Origin of the sequence: Arenimonas sp., from assembly GCF_019459675.1 — a bacterium.
In the GTDB taxonomy this organism is placed as follows: Bacteria; Pseudomonadota; Gammaproteobacteria; order Xanthomonadales; family Xanthomonadaceae; genus Arenimonas.
In genome coordinates this window covers 1-17,664 of record NZ_JAIBFH010000483.1, presented here as the reverse complement: position 1 = coordinate 17,664, position 17,664 = coordinate 1, and the positions used below count along the sequence as shown (strand labels likewise).

Genomic DNA, 17,664 nt, shown 5'->3' with positions numbered 1-17,664 from the left:
CGGCCCGCGCGGCGCGGGCCGCGGTGGCGGCCAGGCCCGGCCCCTGCGGGTCGCTCCGGTCGGCGTGGCGGCGGCCGTTTTGAGGGTGGGGGGGGGGGGGGGGGTTGGGGGGAATGGGGCGCGGGTGGCCCCACGCCCGGGCCCCGCGCCGGGGGGGCCCCCAACCGCTTTCCGCGGGCCGGGGTTGACCCGGGCACCCCGCGGTGAAAGGCTAGCCCCACCCGGCCCTGGCCGGGCTTCCGCCATGACCGACGCGCGGTCGCGCGAATACGACCTGGCAGCGCCTCTGCGCCGCCGACCATGACGGCCTATCCGCCCATCACCCTGGGAGAGACGGCCTCATGTCGTACAGCACAGCGCACATCCGCAACGTGGCCCTGGCAGGCCACCCCGGCGCCGGAAAAACCACCCTGTTCGAAGCCCTGCTGCACGCCGGCGGCGCCATTCCCGCGGCAGGCAGCCTGGAGCGCGGCACCACCGTGTCCGACTTCGATCCGATGGAAAAGGCGCGCGGCCATTCGCTCAACACCGCCCTGGCGTCCATCGACCGCGAAGGCCTGCACCTGAACCTGATCGACACGCCCGGCTATGCCGACTTCCGCGGGCCGACGCTGTCGGCGCTGTGCGCGGTGGAAACCGCGGCCATCGTGGTGAACGCCAGTGCCGGCATCGAGTACGGCACGCGCCGCATGATGGACTACGCCAAGGCGCGCAACCTGTGCCGGATCATCGTGGTGAACCGCATCGACGCCGACCCGGGCAGGCTCGCCGCGCTGGTGGAGGAACTACGCGAGGTCTTCGGACCCGAATGCCTGCCCATCAACCTGCCCGCCGACGGCGCTCGACGCGTGGTGGACTGCTTCTGGAACACCGACGGCGACTCCGACCTGGGCCCGGTGGCGCAGGCGCACCAGCACATCATCGACCAGGTGGTGGAGATCAACGAACAGGTGATGGAGCGCTACCTGGAAGACGGGGAAGGCGGCCTGTCGGGCGCCGCGCTGCACGACGCGTTCGAGCAGTGCCTGCGCGAAGGCCACCTGGTGCCGATCTGCTTCACCTCCGCGCGCACCGGCGCCGGCGTGGCCGAGCTGCTGGCCCTGGCCGAAAAACTGCTGCCCAATCCCGCCGAAGGCAACCCGCCGCCGTTCGAAAAAAACGGCCAGCCCATGCTTGCGCTTCCCGACGCCAAGGCGCACGTGATCGCCGACGTCTTCAAGATCGTCAACGACCCCTTCGTCGGCAAGCTCAGCGTGTTCCGCGTGTTCCAGGGCACGGTGCGCAGGGACAGCCAGCTGTTCATCGACGACGGCCGCAAGCCGTTCAAGGTCGGCCACCTGTTCCGGCTCAGGGGCAAGGACCACGTGGAGGTGGACCGCGCGATTCCCGGCGACATCGCCGCGGTGGCCAAAGTGGACGAGATCCACTTCGACGCCGTGCTGCACGACAGCCACGACGAGGACGACATCGCGCTGCGGCCGCTGGATTTCCCCCACCCCATGTTCGGCCTGGCCATCGAGGCGACCACCCGCGGCCAGGAACAGAAGCTGGCCACCGCCCTGCACAAGCTGGCCGAAGAAGACCCGGGCTATGCGGTGGAGCACGACGCCGAACTCAACCAGACCGTGGTGCGCGGCCTGGGCGAACTGCACCTGCGCGTGCTGATCGAACGCATCAAGGACCGCTATGGCGTGGACGTGGTGTCGCGGCCGCCGCGCATTGCCTACCGCGAAACCATCGGCGCCCCCGCCGAAGGACACCACCGCCACAAGAAGCAGACCGGCGGCGCCGGCCAGTTCGGAGAAGTGTTCCTGCGCGTTGAGCCGCTGCCGCGCGGCACGGGCTTCGAGTTCGTGGATTCGGTGAAGGGCGGCACCATCCCCGGGCAGTTCCTGCCGGCGGTGGAAAAAGGCGTGCGGCAGGCGCTGCAGGGCGGCGCCGTGGCCGGCTACCCGATCCAGGACCTGCGCGTAACCGTTTACGACGGCAAGTACCACGCGGTGGATTCGAAGGAAGTGGCCTTCGTGGCGGCGGGCAGGAAGGCCTTCCTGGACGCCGTCGCCAGGGCGCGGCCGCAGGTGCTCGAACCGATCGTGGACCTCACCGTGGCGGCGCCCGATTCGCACATGGGCGACATCACGGGCCTGCTGGCGGGCATGCGCGCGCGCATCCACGGCACCCACGCCGGCCGCGACGGCGAGATCGTGGTGCGGGCGAAGGTGCCGCAGTCAGAACTGACCGACTACGCGGCCGAGCTCAAGGGCGTCACCGCCGGCCGCGGCCGCTACGACCTGGAGTTCAGCCACTACGAGCCCGTGCCGGACGGTGTGCAGGCCCGGCTGGTGGCCAGCTACCAGCCGCACGAGTCGGAAGACTAGGCAGACGCCATGGAAGCCCGGGGCCGGGCGCGGTCACTCATAGCTCAGCTCGGCGCTGCGGCCCCAGAACACGCGGTACACGTACACGGTGTAGATGAGGATCATCGGCAGCGTCACCGCCGCGCCCACCAGCATGATCTTCAGTGAGCCCGTTGCCGCCGCCGCATCCCAGATGGTCATGCGGTCGATCACCAGGTACGGGAACAGGCTGTACGCCAGGCCCGCGAAGGCCAGTACGAACAGGATGATCGCGCCCGCGAACGGCACCCAGTCGCGCTGGCTGTGGCCCTTGCGCAGGCGCCGGATCGAGCCTTCGGTGGCCGCGAACACCAGCGCGGTGACCACCGGGATCGGCAGCAGGAAGAACAGCTGCGGCAGTTCGAACCACTTCTCGAAGATCCGCGGGCTGACCCACGGCGTGGCGATGGACACCGCGGCAATGCCAACGCCCGTCAGCCAGAGGCTGCGGTAGGCCCAGCGCAGCGCGCGCTGGCGCAGTTCGCCCTCGGCCTTGAGCACCAGCCAGCCGGCGCCCAGCAGCGCATAGCCCGCGCACAGCGCCAGGCCGATGGCGGTGGCGAACGCCAGGCCCACGGCATCGTTGCGGAAGCCCAGGATGTAGCTGCCCAGCATGAAGCCCTGTGCGAACGACGCCATCAGCGAGCCGAACCAGAACGTGAAGTTCCAAAGCGGCTTGTGCGATGCCCGCGCCTTGACGCGGAAATCGAAGGCCACGCCGCGCAGGATCAGGCCAATCAGCATCGCCGCCACCGGCAGGTACAGCGCCCCCAGGATGACGCCGTGCGCCATCGGGAAGGCCACCAGCAGCAGGCCGACGCCCAGCACCAGCCAGGTTTCGTTGGCGTCCCAGAACGGGCCGATGGAGGCGATCATGCGGTCCTTGTCGGCGTCGTCCACGCCGCGCAGCAGGATGCCCACGCCCAGGTCGTAGCCATCCATCACCACGTAAAGCAGCATCGCCAAGGCCATCAGCGCGGTGAAGATCACCGGGAGTGCGGTTTCCATTTCAGACCTCCTGCAGTCCGGCCACCGCCGGCCTGTGCTTGGGCTTGCCGCGGTGGCGCGCCAGGTACAGCAGCACGGCCACGTAAGAGCCCAGCAGGAAAACGTAGATCAGCAGGTAGGCCGCCAGGCTGATGCCGATGATCGGCGCCGGCACGTCGGAAATGGCGTCGGCGGTGCGCAGCACGCCGGTCACCAGCCAGGGCTGGCGGCCGATCTCGGTGACGTACCAGCCGGCCAGCGTCGCCACCCAGCCCGAGAACATCATGCCGGTGAGCGCCAGCGCCTGGCCGCGCGTGGGCTCGGCGTTCTTCCGCAGCCGCCAGGCGGTCCACCACGACACCAGCAGCATCGTCATGCCCACGCCCACCATCACCCGGAAGGCCCAGAACACCGGCGCCACGGGCGGGTGTTCACCCTTGAACGAATCCAGGCCCTTGATCTCGCCGTCCAGCGAATGGGTGAGGATCAGGCTGGCCAGCTTGGGGATGCCGATGGCGTAATCGTTGCTGCGCGTTTCTTCGTTCGGGATCGCGAAGATCAGCGCCGGGGCACCCTTCTCGTCCTGCCACACGCCTTCCATCGCGGCCACCTTGGCCGGCTGGTGTTCCAGCGTGTTCAGGCCATGCAGGTCGCCCACGAAGATCTGCACCGGGATCAGCAGCGCCGCCACGGCCACGCCGGTGCGCATCGCGGCCAGCACGTCGGGGCCGCGGTCGCGCCGCAGCCAGCGGTAGGCCGACAGGCCCGCGACCAGGAAGGAGGCGGTCAGGCCCGAGGCCAGGAGCATGTGCGTAAGCCGGTAAGGCAGGCTGGGGTTGAACAGGATCGCCAGCCAGTCGGTGGGATGCGCCTGGCCGTTGATCATCTCGAAGCCCACCGGCGTGTGCATCCACGAGTTCAGCACCAGGATCCAGAACGACGAAAGCGTGGTGCCGCCCGCCACCAGCACGGTGGCCAGGGTGTGCATGCGCTCGCCCACGCGCTTGCGGCCAAACAGCATGATGCCGAGGAAGCTGGCCTCGAGGAAGAACGCGGTCAGCACCTCATAGGCCAGCAGCGGCCCGGCGATATTGCCCACCGTTTCCATGAAGCCCGGCCAGTTGGTGCCGAACTGGAAGCTCATGGTGATGCCGCTCACCACGCCCATGGCGAAGGTCAGCGCGAACACCTTCACCCAGAAGTAGTACGCCTGCAGCCAGTGGTCCTGGCCGGTCTTGAGGAAGCGCAGCTTGAAGAACAGCAGTATCCAGCCCAGCGCGATGGTGATGGTGGGGAACAGGATGTGGAAGCTGATGTTGGCCGCGAACTGGATGCGGGCCAGCATCGCCGGGTCGAGCTCGCTCACGACGCCTTCTCCTCGTTGGCGGCGCCCATGCCCCGCATCTTGTCGGTGAACTGCAGCAGGCTGGTGGCCTTGGCGCCCAGCGACATCAGCTTCTCCAGGGTGGAAGGCGAGAGCTTGCGGACCTCGGCGAACCACTCGGTCAGCTGCTCGATCAGGTCGTGCATTTCGCGCATGCGGGCCTGGGCGTGCCGCTCCTCGGGCGAGTCAGGGGTCTCCAGCAGGGCATCGCGCAGCATCGACAGCGTGGGGTCCACTTCGCGCCGCTGCCGCTCTTCGGCCAGGGTTTTGAAGATGGCCCAGACGTCCTCGGGCGCCGCATAGAAATCACGGCGGTCGCCGGGCTGGTGGCTCAGGCGCACCAGGCGCCAGGACGACAGCTCCTTCAGGCCCATGCTGACGTTGGAGCGGCTGACGCCCAGCCGGTCGGTGATCTCGTCGGCGGTAAGCGGCTGGGCCGAGATGAACAGCACGGCGTAGATCTGGCCGACGGTGCGGTTGATGCCCCAGCGGCTGCCCATTTCCCCGAAATGCAGGACAAAGGACTGGCTGAGCGGTGGGAGGTCCATGGGGATACCTGTGACTTCAGTAATTTCTGAAGTATTAGATATCGGGGCTGCCCCGCCGGGCAAGCCCGCACGGAAACCGGTTCAGGGAACCATCACGGGGCCGGATCAGTTGGCGAAGCGGTAGCTGAGCTTGACCAGGATCTGCTGGGAATCGTCCAGCGACGACGCGTCCCCCAGCAGGTCCGCCAGGGACCGGTTTGAGTCCTCGTTGTCCAGCCCGCCGCGGCCGTAAACCACGTACAGGTCCGACAGCGGCGCCAACTCGTAGCGGTAGCGCACCTGGAAGCCCAGGTTGGCCAGGCTGAAGTCGCTGGTGCCGGTCGGCGTGGCCACGCCCACGGGCTCACCGCCCGCTCCCACCACCCACGCCTGCCGGAGGCTGGCGTCCAGGGCGATGGTCTCGAGCTTCACGCGCAGTTCCTGCCGACTGCCGATCTGCCACTGCAGGCTGCCCGACAGGCGCAGCTGGTCGGCCCGGTAGCTGGCCAGTCGGTCCGCGCCGCGCCACAGCAGCCAATCGGGGTTGTGCTGCACGCCCACGCCGGCCTGCACCAGCAGGCTGTCGCTCAGGTGCAAGGTCGGCTGCAGGAAGACGTCCAGGCTCAGCGCGTCCGGCCCGTCCAGGCCTTCGCCCGCCGATCGCAGGCTGCCGTACCAGGACCAGCGGCCCCGCTGCGGCCGCGAACGCTCCCAGAACATCGACAGTTTCGCGGGCACCGCCACGGCGCCATTGCCGCGCGTGATCAGGTCGTCGTTGCCGGGGGTGAACACCGCGACGTCGAAGAACTCATTGCCGCCATCGCGGCGCTCGCTGAAACGCTGGAGCGCCACGGCCTCGGTGATGCGCAGCCCCTGGTCATTGCGGCGCAGGGACGCGGCACCGCGCCAGTCGTGCGACGCATAGGCCGAACCCGACGGCGGGTCCGAGCGACGGCGCGCCAGCTCGTAGCGCAGGTAGTTGAAGTTGTTGCGGTCCAGGAAACCGATGTCATTGAGCTGCAGCTGGTCGCCCGAGTGCAGGAACCACGCCTGCTGCCGCCAGCCGTTGCCCAGCGCCTGGTCGACACGCAGCTGCAGGCCGCTGTCGTCGGTGCGTTCACCGGCCTGCTCGACGCTGGACGCCACCAGCACCGACCGGATGTTCCAGGCCGCGCCCGGCGTCCACAGGTGGTCCACGGCGTAAACGGTGGCGCGACGGTCGCGGAACGGGCTGTCGACGCGGGTCACCATGCCGCCCAGGTCCTGGACGCCGAAGTCACGGGTGGCGCGCAGCGCGAAGAAATCACGGCCCACCTCGTCGGCCTCGGCGGCGGCCAGCAGCCCATAGCGAACCTGGCCGAGGCTGCCGTTGAGCTTGATGGCCGCCTGCACGTCGCCGGCACCCTGGCGGTCGTCGGTGGTGCCGCCGATGCGCCGCGTGTAAAGGAGCCGGCTGTTGCCGGCGCCGAACGGCAGGTCGAACAAGCCCTGGTTCTCGGTGAAGAACGGCCGCTTGTCGCCGAAGAAAGTTTCCACCGCGCCGAAGTTCACCACCAGGTCGTCACTCTCGACCTGGCCGAAGTCCGGATTGAGCGTGCCCGACAGCTGGAACTGGCCGTTGGGCTTCCAGAACACGTCGGCGCCCGCGTCGAACGACGTGGCGCCCTGGGCGATGTCCTCCACGGCCACCGCGTAAGGCGTCACCGCCAGCAGCGCCTGCTCGTAAAGCGGGACCTCGATCCGCGTGAACTCGGACAGGAAGCGTGGGTTCTGGAAACTGATGTCGGGCCAGCCGAAACGCTCGCCGGTGCTGCCCACCACTCGGTCGAAATACACGCCCAGCGTGCGCTTGCCGTCGGCCGGCCTGGCCATCGGCGCCACGTGCCAGGGGATGAGCATTTCCACGCTCCACGCCTGCTCGTCCTGGCTGACGGCATGGTGCCAGTGGCCGTCCCAGTCGGTGTTGAAGTTGCGCTCGCTGGTGATCACTTCGTCGCTGATGCCGCCGGCCACGGTCACCATGAAGTCATAGCCGGTGCGGCCGTCACCGTCGAAGTCCACCATGAAGTTGACGCGGTCCAGCTGGCCGCCCTGGTCGCGGCGGGTGCGCTGCATGGAGCGCGGCACCTCGGGCGGCTGCTGGTTCCGGAAAGCCACCGCCAGACCCTGCGGCGTGGCCAGGATCCAGGCCTCGGTGCGAAGCGTCGCGGGGCTGCCGGTCATTGGCTGCACCAGCACGAAATCGGTGATGTGGCGCGCGCCCTGCCACTCGGCCGGGTCGATGCGCCCGTCTACTTCAATTGCATCGGCGGAGGCCGCCGCCAGGCACAGCGGCAGCAGGAGGAAAGCGAAAGGGTTCATGCGTGACCAGACGACAGACAGGCGCGCAGTGTGGGCGCTGCCTGCCGGGCCGCCGAGGGTCATTGGTCATGGCGACGCTTTGCCAGCCCGCGGCATCCGGGGTTCAGCGCGCCTTCTTGGCCCGCGGCTTGGGCTGCAGCATGGTGCCCGTGCAGTGCTTGGCACCGCAGCGGCAGGCCCAGAGCTTCTTGAGCTTGGCGGTGTGGGCTTCGGCCAGGACGATGCCGTAGTTGTAGGTCAACTCCTCGCCCGGCGCGATGTCGCGCATGGCCTCGATGAAGATCTTGTCCTTGCGCTTCTTCTTGCCGTCCTCAAGCCACGTGGCTTCGCAGTTCGGGTCGCAGCTGTGGTTGAGCCAGCGCGCGTCGTTGCCGTCCACGTTGGCGTCGATCACGTACTTGTCGTTGAGCGTGAACAGGAAGGTGTGGCCGGTATCGGGTTCCTCGGCGTAGACGCGGTCCACTTCGCCGTGCGTGCGCAGCAGGCCCTTGTAGCGGATGACGCGCTCGCCCTTCTTGAGGGGCGCGCTGGCGAAGACGCCGTTGCCGTGGATGGCGGACTGGCGGGCTTCGATCTTCTTGGGCATGGCGGATCCGGAGCAGGGGACGGCCGGCATTGTCCCGCATTGCCGGCCAACGTGCAGCCTGGCTTTGGGGCGTAAGCTCACGTCTTCAGCCTGGAGCGGCCCATGGATGCGATCAACAGCTGGCGCGAAGAGAAACAGTCGGCATGGCTTTACCGCGCCCTGGCCAAGGCCGAGCCCGATTCGCGCATCGCCACCCTGTTTGCATCCCTGGCCGACGCGGCCGAATCGCAGGCGCTCACCTGGGCCGACACGGCCGCCAAAGCCGGCGCGCCCGTTCCCGCGGCGTTCTTGCCCGAGAGGCGCGCCCGGATCGTGGCCGGGCTGGCGCGCCGCCTCGGCCCGCGCCGCGTCCGCCCCGCCCTGGCCGCACTGAAAATTCGCGGGCTGTCGGCCTATACCGCGGCGCTGTCGGGCCACCTGCTGCCCACCGACCTGGCCCAGATCGGCGTGGGCCACAAATCCGTGGGTGGCGGCAACCTGCGCGCCGCCATCTTCGGCGTCAACGACGGACTGGTGTCCAATGCCAGCCTGATCCTGGGCGTGGTGGGCGCCAGCGCGTCCACCGGCACGGTGCTGGCCACCGGCATCGCCGGCCTGCTGGCGGGCGCGCTGTCGATGGCCGCAGGCGAATACGTGTCGGTGCGGTCGCAGCGCGAGATGTTCGAGTACCAGATCGGGCTGGAAGCGGACGAACTGGAAAAGTACCCGGAGGCCGAGGCCGAAGAGCTCGCCCTGATCTACATTGCCCGCGGCATGGACCCCGACCAGGCGCGCGCCTTCGCCACCCAGCTGGTTGGCAACCCCAAGCAGGCGCTGGACGTTCTGGCCCGGGAAGAGCTGGGCCTGAACCCGGACGACCTGGGGTCGCCCGTGGGGGCAGCGGTGTTCTCCTTCTGCGCGTTCACCGTGGGCGCCCTGGTGCCGCTGGTGCCGTTCTTCATGGGCAGCGCCCTGCCCCACGCCGCCTATTTCGGCACCGCGCTGGCCGCCGCGGGCCTGTTCGGCACCGGCAGCGCAATGAGCCTGTTCACCGGCCGCAACCCCTGGATGGGCGGGCTGCGCATGCTGTCGATCGGCGCGGCGGCGGGCGCCACGGTGTTCGCCATCGGCGCGCTGATAGGGGTGGACGTGGGCTGACGGCGCGGCGTTCACGCGCCGTCCATGGCCGCGGCGAAAATTAATAGTACAATTTCGGTCCTGATTCACTCCCGCCAGGCCGACGCCATGCTCCGCGTCACCAAGCTCACTGATTACGCCACCGTGGTCCTGGCCGCCCTTGCCAGCGATCCCACCCGCGTGCACAGCACCGCCGAGCTGGCAGAGCGGGCCCGCCTGGAGCCCACCACCGTGGCCAAGGTGCTCAAGCCGCTGTCGCACGCCGGCCTGGTGGAAGGCTTCCGCGGCGCCAGCGGCGGCTACCGCCTGGCCCGCCCCGCGGCGCAGATCCCGCTGATCGCGATCGTGGAGGCCATCGAAGGCCGGCTCGGCATGACCGAGTGCTCAAGTGACCATTCCACCTGCGAACACGAATCGCACTGCGGCGTGCAGGTGCACTGGCGCCGCATCAACGATGTGATCGCCGACGCCCTGGGCGGCGTGACGCTGGCCGACATGCTGCCGCGCGCCGCATCCCGAAAATCCATACCGCTGCAGCTGTCTGCGGCAAGAGGCTGACATGGCCATCCAGAATGCAGAAATCGTCGAAAAGCTGTCGCGCCGTTACGACGCCGGCTTCATCACCGACATCGAATCCGACACCTTTGCGCCGGGCCTGAGCGAGGACATGATCCGCGCGCTCTCGGCCAAGAAGGAAGAGCCCGAGTGGATGACCGACTGGCGCCTGGCGGCCTACCGGCACTTCCTCACCATGCCGGTGCCCGAGTGGGCCAAGCTCGACATCGCCCCGATCGACCTGCAGGGCCTGAGCTACTACAGCGCGCCCAAGGGCCCCAAGTACCAGTCGCTGGCCGACGTGCCGCAGGAACTGCTGGACACGTACGACAAGCTGGGCGTGCCCCTGCATGAGCGCGCCAGGCTGGCGGGCGTGGCGGTGGACGCGGTGTTCGACTCGGTGTCGGTGGGCACCACGTTCCGCAAGGAGCTGGCCGAGAAGGGCGTCATCTTCTGCTCGATGTCCGAAGCCATCAAGGACCACCCCGAGCTGGTGCGCCAGTACCTGGGCAGCGTGGTGCCGACCGGCGACAACTATTTCGCGGCGCTGAACTCGGCCGTGTTCTCCGACGGGTCGTTCGTGTTCATTCCCAAGGGCGTGCGCTGCCCGATGGAGCTCAGCACCTACTTCCGCATCAACGCCGGCCACACCGGCCAGTTCGAGCGCACGCTGATCATCTGCGAGGACAAGGGCCACGTGTCCTACCTCGAGGGCTGCACCGCGCCCCAGCGCGACGAGAACCAGCTGCACGCCGCGGTGGTGGAGCTGGTGGCGCTGGAAGACGCCGAGATCAAGTACTCCACGGTGCAGAACTGGTACCCCGGCGACGAGAACGGCGTCGGCGGCATCTACAACTTCGTCACCAAGCGCGGCGAATGCCGCGGCGACCGCGCCAAGATTTCCTGGACCCAGGTTGAAACCGGTTCGGCCATCACCTGGAAGTACCCCAGCTGCGTGCTCAAGGGCGACGACTCGGTGGGCGAGTTCTATTCGGTGGCGCTCACCCACCACCGCCAGCAGGCCGACACCGGCACCAAGATGATCCACCTGGGCGCGCGCACCAAGTCCAAGATCATTTCCAAGGCCATCCGCGCCGGCCGCGGCCATAACACCTACCGCGGCCTGGTTAAGATGTAAAAAACCGCCGCCGGCGCCCGCAACTACACCCAGTGCGACAGCCTGCTGATCGGCAAGCACTGCGGTGCGCACACGTTCCCCTATATCGAGGTCAAGCACCCGACCGCCACCGTGGAGCACGAGGCCACCACGTCCAAGATCAGCGACGACCAGATGTTCTACTGCCGCAGCCGCGGCATCAGCCAGGAAGACGCGGTTTCGATGATCGTCGACGGCTTCTGCAAGCAGGTCTTCAAGGAGCTGCCGATGGAGTTCGCGGTGGAAGCCAAGAAGCTGCTGGAAGTGTCGCTGGAAGGGGCGGTGGGCTGATGCGGCCGATCCTTTCACTGCTGGCGTTTCCCCTGCTGCTGGCGGGCTGTGCGCCCGAGCCGGCCGCAACCCCGGCGCCGGCATCGGACGCCCCGCTGCACACGTTCGCGTTCTTCGTCAGCGACCTGCAGGCGCGCGACGCGCGCATCGCCGACTATGCCCAGGCCGACTGCGGCATGGTCGCGATTGCCCGCGTGTCGCGCATCCCGATCGACGACGACCTGATCCTTCCAGACCTGGTGGTGCAGTACGACCAGGACGGAGGGGAAATCAAACGCTGGGCCAAGTCCTATTCCAGCGAGATCCTGGCGATCTCGGGCGACGACCTTTTCTTCGGCGCCAGCCCGGGCGGCGACGCGGGCCCGTTCCGCACCACGCCCACGGGCGAAGTGGCGGTGGCCGTGCCGCTGGCCTCCAACCTTGAAGCCAACGCCCGATACGTTGCCTGCCCCGAAGCGCTGCCCAGCTTCAGCGACATGTCCCTGGTGAACTGCTACCAGACCACCGACGTCGCCGGCCGCCCGCTGAACCTGGCCTGGGAAGCAGGCTGCCCCACCGACTCTGCCGCGACGCCCTGATTCCCCAATGGAAACCACCATGCTCAAGATCCACAACCTCCACGCCCGCGTCGCCGGCAAGGACATCCTCAAGGGCCTTTCGCTCGAGGTGAAAGCGGGCGAAGTGCACGCCATCATGGGTCCCAACGGTGCGGGCAAGTCCACGCTGGGCAACATCATCGCCGGCCGCGACGGCTACGAGGTGGTCGAAGGCACGGTGCAGCTCGAGGGCGCAGACCTGCTGGCGCTTGAGCCCGAAGAGCGCGCTGCCGCCGGCGTGTTCCTGGCCTTCCAGTACCCGGTGGAAATCCCGGGCGTGAACAACACCTACTTCCTGCGCACCGCGCTCAATGCCCAGCGCAAGGCGCGGGGCGAGCCCGAGCTCGACTCGATGCAGTTCCTCAAGCGCGTGCGCGAAAAGCTGGCCGTGCTCGACCTCAAGGACGAACTGCTGCACCGCGCCGTGAACGAAGGCTTCAGCGGCGGCGAGAAGAAGCGCAACGAGATCTTCCAGCTCGCGCTGCTGGAGCCCAGGCTGGCCATCCTGGACGAAACCGATTCGGGCCTGGACATCGACGCGCTCAAGGCCGTGGCCGACGGGGTGAACCTGATGCGCTCGCCGGACCGCGCCTTCATCGTGATCACGCACTACCAGCGCCTGCTCGACTACATCAAGCCCGATGTGGTGCACGTGCTGGCCGAAGGCCGCATCGTCGAGAGCGGCGGCCCGGAGCTGGCGCTGGAGCTCGAAGCGCACGGCTATTCGTGGGTGAAGGACCGGATCGCACCGGGGGCGTCGGCCTGACCATGAGCGCCCTGCTGGAATCGATGAGTTCGGGCTTCGACGCCCTGCCGCCTGCCCTGGTGGAAGCCCAGGGCCTGGGTGCGCCGCGGCGCTCCGCCCTCGCCGCCGTCATGGCCGACGGCCTGCCCGGCCCGCGCAGCGAGGCCTGGAAGTACACCTCGCTGCGCGCGCTGTCGGCGCGCCGCTTCGGCTCCGCCAACGACTTGGCCGCGGTGGACGCCGCTGCCCTGGCCGCCATCCCGGCGCCCCGCCTGGTGCTGGTGAACGGCCGCTTCGACGCCGCGTTGTCGCAGCTTGGCGGACTGCCCGAAGGCGTCCATCTGCAGCCGCTGTCGCAGGCGCTGGCGGGGGACGATGCCCGCGCGGTGGCCGTGCTGGGCCGACGCTTCGACCGCCCCGATGAACTGTTCGCACGCATGAACGGCGCCCTGGCTACCGACGGTGCGCTGCTGCTGGTGGCGCAGGGCGTCGCGGTGCCGGCACCGGTGCACCTGGTTTTCGTGGGGGCGTCCGCCGACGGCGACATCGCCATGCACCTGCGCCATCTGGTGGAGCTGCGCAAGGATGCCTCGCTCACCCTGGTCGAACACCACCTGGGCCAGGGCGAGCATCGCCATCTCGCCAACCACCTGCTGCACGTGCACCTGGCCGGCGGCGCACGCCTGGTGCATGCCCGCCTGCAGGACGAAAGCATCGGCGCCACCCTGTTCGCCCGCACCGACGCCGTGCTGGCGTCCAACAGCGAGTACCGCCGGGTGGACCTGGAGCTGGGCGCCGGCCTGTCGCGGCACGAACTCAACATTTCGCTGCAGGGGGAAGGCGCCGCGGCCATCGCCGGCGGCATGCTGCTGGCCGACGGCCGGCGCCACCTCGACACTCGTCTGGGCGTACAGCACCAGGCCAGGAACACGCGCTGCGAGCTGCCCTGGCGCGGCCTGGCCGACCAGCGCGGGCGTGCCGTATTCCACGGCGGCATCACCATCCATGCCGGTGCCGACGGCAGCGACGCGGCACTGTCGAACAAGAACCTGCTGCTGTCCGACAGCGCCGAGATCGACTCACAGCCGGTGCTGGTGATCCACGCCGACGAAGTGAAGGCGGCGCATGGCGCCACCGTTGGCCGGCTGGACGAAACCGCACTGTTCTACCTGCGCAGCCGCGGCATCGGCCTGGCGCAGGCGCGCAGCCTGCTGATCCAGGCCTTCCTGCGCGAGCCGCTGTCGGTGCTGGGCGACGCCACCCTGGCCGACGCCCTGGGCGCGCTGGTCACCCAGCGCCTCGACCGCAAGGAGCTGGGCGCATGACCGGGACCGATACGGCAACCCGTCCCGACTGGCTGCGCATCCGCGCCGACTTCCCGGTGCTCACGCGCCAGGTGCACGGCAAGCCGCTGGTTTACCTGGACTCGGCCAACACCTCGCAGAAACCGCAGGCGGTGGTGCGTGCGATGGACGAGTTCTATCGCGAACACAACGCCAACGTTTCGCGCGCCGTGCATACGCTGGGCAGCGAGGCCACCGAGGCCTACGAGGGCGCGCGCCGGACCCTGGCCGCCTTCATCAACGTGCCGGCGGACGAGCTGGTGCTCACTTCGGGCACCACCTTCGCCATCAACCTGGTGGCCTACAGCTGGGCCATGCCGCGGCTCAAAGCCGGCGACGTCATCCTGCTCACCCTGATGGAGCACCACGCCAACATAGTGCCCTGGCAGCTGGTGGCCGAGCGCACCGGCGCCAGCATTCGCGTCGTCGGCATCACGCCCACCGGCGAGCTGGACCTTGACGACCTGCACGCGAAGATGACCGCGGACGTGAAGCTGCTCGCGTTCACCCATGTCTCCAACGTGCTGGGCACCGTGAACCCGGTGGCGGCCATCTGCCGCGAAGCGCGCAAGCGCGGCATCGTCACCGTGGTGGACGGTTCGCAGGCGCTGCCGCACCGCGCGGTGGACATCCCGGCGCTGGGCTGCGATTTCTACGCCTTCACCGGCCACAAGATGCTGGGCCCCACCGGCACCGGCGGGCTCTGGGCGCGCCGGCAGCACCTGCGCGAAATGCCGCCGTTCCTGGGCGGCGGCGAGATGATCCGTGAGGTTCGTTTCGACAAGACGGTCTACAACGACCCGCCGCACAAGTTCGAGGCCGGCACGCCCAACATCGCCGGCGTGATCGGCCTGGGTGCCGCCGTGGACTATCTGTCGGGCATCGGAATGGCCGACATCGAAGCCCGCGAACAGGCCTTGCTGCGGCTGGCCGAGGAGCGCCTGTCGGCGATCCCCGGCCTGCGCATCGTCGGCACCGCTCCGGGCAAGGCCGCTGTCATCAGCTTCCTGGTGGACGGCGCGCATGCGCACGACCTGGCCACGCTGCTGGACCTGGAAGGCGTGGCCGTGCGTTCCGGCCACCACTGCGCGCACCCCCTGATGGCCCACTTCGGCGTGCCGGCCACCTGCCGCGCGTCCCTGGCCTTCTACAACACCCACGCCGAAATCGACCGCCTCGGCACCGCGATAGAAAAAGCCCGCACCCTGCTGGCCTGACCCACCAGGTACCCGGTACATTCTCAATCCGGTAGATTTTCATCCCCGATGAGAAAATGTACCGGGTGCATTTTCCGCAATGGAGTCTGTGGGTATGAGTTGGTTGCCGCCGCTGGAATTCCGCGCCGCCACGTCGCGCGACGTTGATGCCGTCGTGGCCCTGGTGGAGTCGGCCTATCGCGGCGACGCCAGCCGCACCGGCTGGACCACCGAGGCCGACCTGCTGGACGGCCGGCGTACCGGGCCCGACGACGTGCAGGCCTGCATCGACCGGCCGCGCAGCCAGCTGCTCCTGGCCGAGCGCGGCGGCAAACTGATGGCCTGCGCGCACGTGGCCGACGAAGAGGGCTTCGGCTATTTCGGCATGTTCTCCGTGGTGCCCGGGCTGCAGCGCGCCGGCATCGGCAAGCAGGTGCTGGCCGAGGCCGAACGGATCGTGCGCGAGCGCTTCAGCCTGCCGATCTTGCGTATGACCGTGATTGACGTGCGCGAGGAGCTGATCGCGTACTACGAGCGCCGCGGCTATCGCCGCACCGGCATCAAGAAACCCTTCCCCTACGGCGACGAGCGCTTCGGCCTGCCCCGGCGCAGCGACCTGCGCTTTGAAGTGCTGGAGAAAACCCTGTGAGCAGCTGGGTGCGGGTATGCGACACCAGCGAACTGCTGCCGGGCGAATCCAGGGTGGCCTGGGACGGCGACACGCCCATCCTGGTGGTGAACCTGGACGGTGAGCTGTATGCGCTGGAGGACAAATGCAGCCATGAGGACTTCGAACTCAGCGCCGGCGCGATCGAAGGCGGGCAGATCGAATGCACCCTGCACGGCGCGCGCTTCGACCTGCGCACGGGCCACGCCCTGTGTGCACCCGCCTATGCCCCGGTGCCGCGCTTTCCGGTAAAGGTCGAGGAAGGCGCCGTCTGGACCCGCGACGACCGCTGAGCGTTCAGGCCGGGCTGATCTTGGCCAGCAGCAATTCCCCGCCACCGTCGATGATGCGCCGCGAAGGGCTGTCGGCGTCGGGCAGCAGCAGCACGCTGTCGCCCTGGTCCAGCCGCAGCGGGCGGGCGAGGTCCTTGAAATGCGCCTGGCCCTGGATCAGGTAGATCAGCCAGGTGGTGCCGGGCTCGGCGAAGAACACCATCGCGCCCACGAGCGGCCGGTGCAGCAGCGTCACCTGCACTTCGTTACGGCGCCAGATCAGATTGAAATCGTGCGTTGGGCCGTCCACCAGCCGGGCGGCCAGCGGGCGATCGCCGCTGAAGCGGATGCGCTCATGCGGCGGCTTGAGCGTTGCCGTCTGGCCGTCTTCGAAGTCCAGGTGCATGCCCTCACCGGCCAGCAGCACCAGCTCCCGGTCGCAGCCGGGAAAAGCGGAGAACGGCGCATCCTGGTCGACCTCGGCGATCGAAGCCCGCCACTGCCAGCCGTCGGCGCCCTCGGGATGGCGGTGGATTTCCCGCGTCCATCCGCACTCGTTGCGCCAGCGCTCGCGCCGGTATTCATGGGCCGGCAGGTGGAGGATGCGCATCAGGCCACCGCTGCCGCGGCGCAAGCTTCGCGCTGCGCCGCGCCCAGCGGCGCGCGACGGGAGCAGAGGCGATCGCCTGCGTGGAGGGACGGAAGCATCATGGCCCCAAGTCTAGCGCAGGCTCCGTGGCCGCTGGATCAGTGTTCGGCCGGTTCAAGCCAGGCCGCATTCCAATACGGGTAGTCACCCAAGCGCCCCACCAGCCCTGCACGAAGCGGATTGGCCACCAGGTAACGCGCCGCCTGCAGCAGGTCCTCCCCCGCCGGCAGCAGCCGATCGCTGAAGCCCCGACCCCACAGCCAGCCGTTTACCAAGTGACGATCATCCACGGCACGCGACGTGATGGCCTTGAAGCGCCCCACCAAGGTGGACAGCGTGTCGCGCTCGCCCAGGGTCACCAGGCCGTGCCAGTGGTCGGGCATCAGCACCCAGGCACTGACGCTGGAATCACGCCATGGCCAGTGGGCGGTGTGGATGCGGCAGACGGCGCGTGCGGCTTCATCGTCGCGGAACACGGGACGCCGGTACAGGGTCGGCAGGGTCAGTACGTAGGTCTGGCCGGGGATGGAGCGCTTGGCCAGGCGCTGGGCGCGCAGGCTGGGCGGCGGCGGCTTGCCCGCCGGCAGGGTCGCAGGCATCGGAGTCCTCGGCAGGGTCGGGGGAAAGAGCCCGGCCGGAGCCGGGCCGTCGCGTCGGGCGTGCCGGTTCAGTTGGATGCCGGCGCCGGGGCCTTGGGCTTGGGCTTGGCCGCCGCGGCGGGCGCCGGGGGCCCGGCGCCCCCACCAAAATTTTTTGGATAGCGGGTGAGCGAGATGGGGGACAGGCCGCATGCCCTAACCAACGCCCCCACGTAGGCGGGCTTGTAACCCGCCTCCG

At 68.8% G+C, this 17,664-nt stretch carries 16 protein-coding genes and 1 pseudogene; 10 read left to right on the top strand and 7 right to left on the bottom strand.

The window, feature by feature from the left end:
* Positions 1-341: 341 nt before the first annotated feature.
* Positions 342-2,378: an elongation factor G gene (gene fusA / locus K0M70_RS15965; protein ID WP_290783739.1), complete on the top strand. Its 2,037-nt coding sequence runs from the start codon at positions 342-344 to the stop codon at positions 2,376-2,378.
* Positions 2,379-2,411: 33 nt separating this feature from the next.
* Here the strand turns inward: fusA and K0M70_RS15960 are convergent, their stop codons facing one another.
* The 5 genes from K0M70_RS15960 to K0M70_RS15940 all read right to left on the bottom strand — a co-directional run bounded on the left by K0M70_RS15960 (position 2,412) and on the right by K0M70_RS15940 (position 8,241).
* Positions 2,412-3,404 carry a cytochrome d ubiquinol oxidase subunit II gene (locus tag K0M70_RS15960; RefSeq protein WP_290783736.1) on the bottom strand — a complete coding sequence of 331 codons (993 nt, stop codon included), beginning with the start codon at positions 3,402-3,404 and terminating at the stop codon, positions 2,412-2,414.
* A 1-nt stretch (position 3,405) separates the two neighbouring features.
* Entirely contained in the window at positions 3,406-4,749 is a 1,344-nt protein-coding gene (locus tag K0M70_RS15955) for a cytochrome ubiquinol oxidase subunit I (RefSeq protein WP_290783735.1), read from the bottom strand.
* A complete protein-coding gene (locus K0M70_RS15950) occupies positions 4,746-5,315 on the bottom strand; it encodes a GbsR/MarR family transcriptional regulator (RefSeq protein WP_290783732.1) in 570 nt (189 codons plus the stop codon). The genes K0M70_RS15955 and K0M70_RS15950 overlap by 4 nt, the downstream gene beginning before the upstream one ends.
* A 105-nt stretch (positions 5,316-5,420) precedes the next feature.
* Positions 5,421-7,655, bottom strand: coding sequence for a DUF5916 domain-containing protein (locus K0M70_RS15945; RefSeq protein ID WP_290783729.1), 2,235 nt, complete (start codon positions 7,653-7,655; stop codon positions 5,421-5,423).
* Between the two features lie 103 nt (positions 7,656-7,758).
* On the bottom strand, positions 7,759-8,241 hold the full coding sequence (locus K0M70_RS15940; RefSeq protein WP_290783726.1) for an SET domain-containing protein-lysine N-methyltransferase: 483 nt from the start codon (positions 8,239-8,241) through the stop codon (positions 7,759-7,761).
* Positions 8,242-8,343: 102 nt separating this feature from the next.
* Between K0M70_RS15940 and K0M70_RS15935 the strand changes: the two genes are divergently transcribed.
* From K0M70_RS15935 to K0M70_RS15895, 9 genes and pseudogenes are all read left to right on the top strand, one after another.
* The gene (locus K0M70_RS15935) at positions 8,344-9,378 is read left to right on the top strand and encodes a VIT1/CCC1 transporter family protein (RefSeq protein WP_290783723.1); all 1,035 of its coding nucleotides are present in this window, start codon (positions 8,344-8,346) and stop codon (positions 9,376-9,378) included.
* A gap of 87 nt (positions 9,379-9,465) precedes the next feature.
* Entirely contained in the window at positions 9,466-9,915 is a 450-nt protein-coding gene (locus K0M70_RS15930; RefSeq protein ID WP_290783720.1) for an SUF system Fe-S cluster assembly regulator, read from the top strand.
* Between the two features lies 1 nt (position 9,916).
* A pseudogene (gene sufB / locus K0M70_RS15925) lies at positions 9,917-11,359 on the top strand (Fe-S cluster assembly protein SufB).
* Positions 11,359-11,937: a hypothetical protein gene (locus K0M70_RS15920; protein WP_290783717.1), complete on the top strand. Its 579-nt coding sequence runs from the start codon at positions 11,359-11,361 to the stop codon at positions 11,935-11,937. The pseudogene sufB and the gene K0M70_RS15920 overlap by 1 nt, the downstream one beginning before the upstream one ends.
* Positions 11,938-11,956: 19 nt before the next feature.
* Positions 11,957-12,721 carry a Fe-S cluster assembly ATPase SufC gene (gene sufC / locus K0M70_RS15915; protein ID WP_290783745.1) on the top strand — a complete coding sequence of 255 codons (765 nt, stop codon included), beginning with the start codon at positions 11,957-11,959 and terminating at the stop codon, positions 12,719-12,721.
* A gap of 2 nt (positions 12,722-12,723) precedes the next feature.
* Positions 12,724-14,025, top strand: coding sequence for a Fe-S cluster assembly protein SufD (gene sufD / locus K0M70_RS15910; protein WP_290783715.1), 1,302 nt, complete (start codon positions 12,724-12,726; stop codon positions 14,023-14,025).
* Positions 14,022-15,260, top strand: a complete 1,239-nt coding sequence (locus tag K0M70_RS15905; RefSeq protein WP_290783713.1) for a cysteine desulfurase — start codon at positions 14,022-14,024, stop codon at positions 15,258-15,260. The genes sufD and K0M70_RS15905 overlap by 4 nt, the downstream gene beginning before the upstream one ends.
* Before the next feature lie 103 nt (positions 15,261-15,363).
* The gene (locus tag K0M70_RS15900) at positions 15,364-15,888 is read left to right on the top strand and encodes a GNAT family N-acetyltransferase (RefSeq protein WP_290783742.1); all 525 of its coding nucleotides are present in this window, start codon (positions 15,364-15,366) and stop codon (positions 15,886-15,888) included.
* Positions 15,885-16,199, top strand: coding sequence for a non-heme iron oxygenase ferredoxin subunit (locus tag K0M70_RS15895; protein WP_290783710.1), 315 nt, complete (start codon positions 15,885-15,887; stop codon positions 16,197-16,199). Before K0M70_RS15900 ends, K0M70_RS15895 begins: the two co-directional genes overlap by 4 nt.
* A gap of 4 nt (positions 16,200-16,203) precedes the next feature.
* Here the strand turns inward: K0M70_RS15895 and K0M70_RS15890 are convergent, their stop codons facing one another.
* Both K0M70_RS15890 and K0M70_RS15885 read right to left on the bottom strand, forming a co-directional pair.
* Positions 16,204-16,788: a HutD family protein gene (locus K0M70_RS15890; protein WP_290783707.1), complete on the bottom strand. Its 585-nt coding sequence runs from the start codon at positions 16,786-16,788 to the stop codon at positions 16,204-16,206.
* A 137-nt stretch (positions 16,789-16,925) separates the two neighbouring features.
* Complete coding sequence (locus K0M70_RS15885; RefSeq protein ID WP_290783705.1) at positions 16,926-17,426, bottom strand: transposase; 501 nt, start codon at positions 17,424-17,426, stop codon at positions 16,926-16,928.
* Between the last annotated feature and the right edge of the window lie 238 nt (positions 17,427-17,664).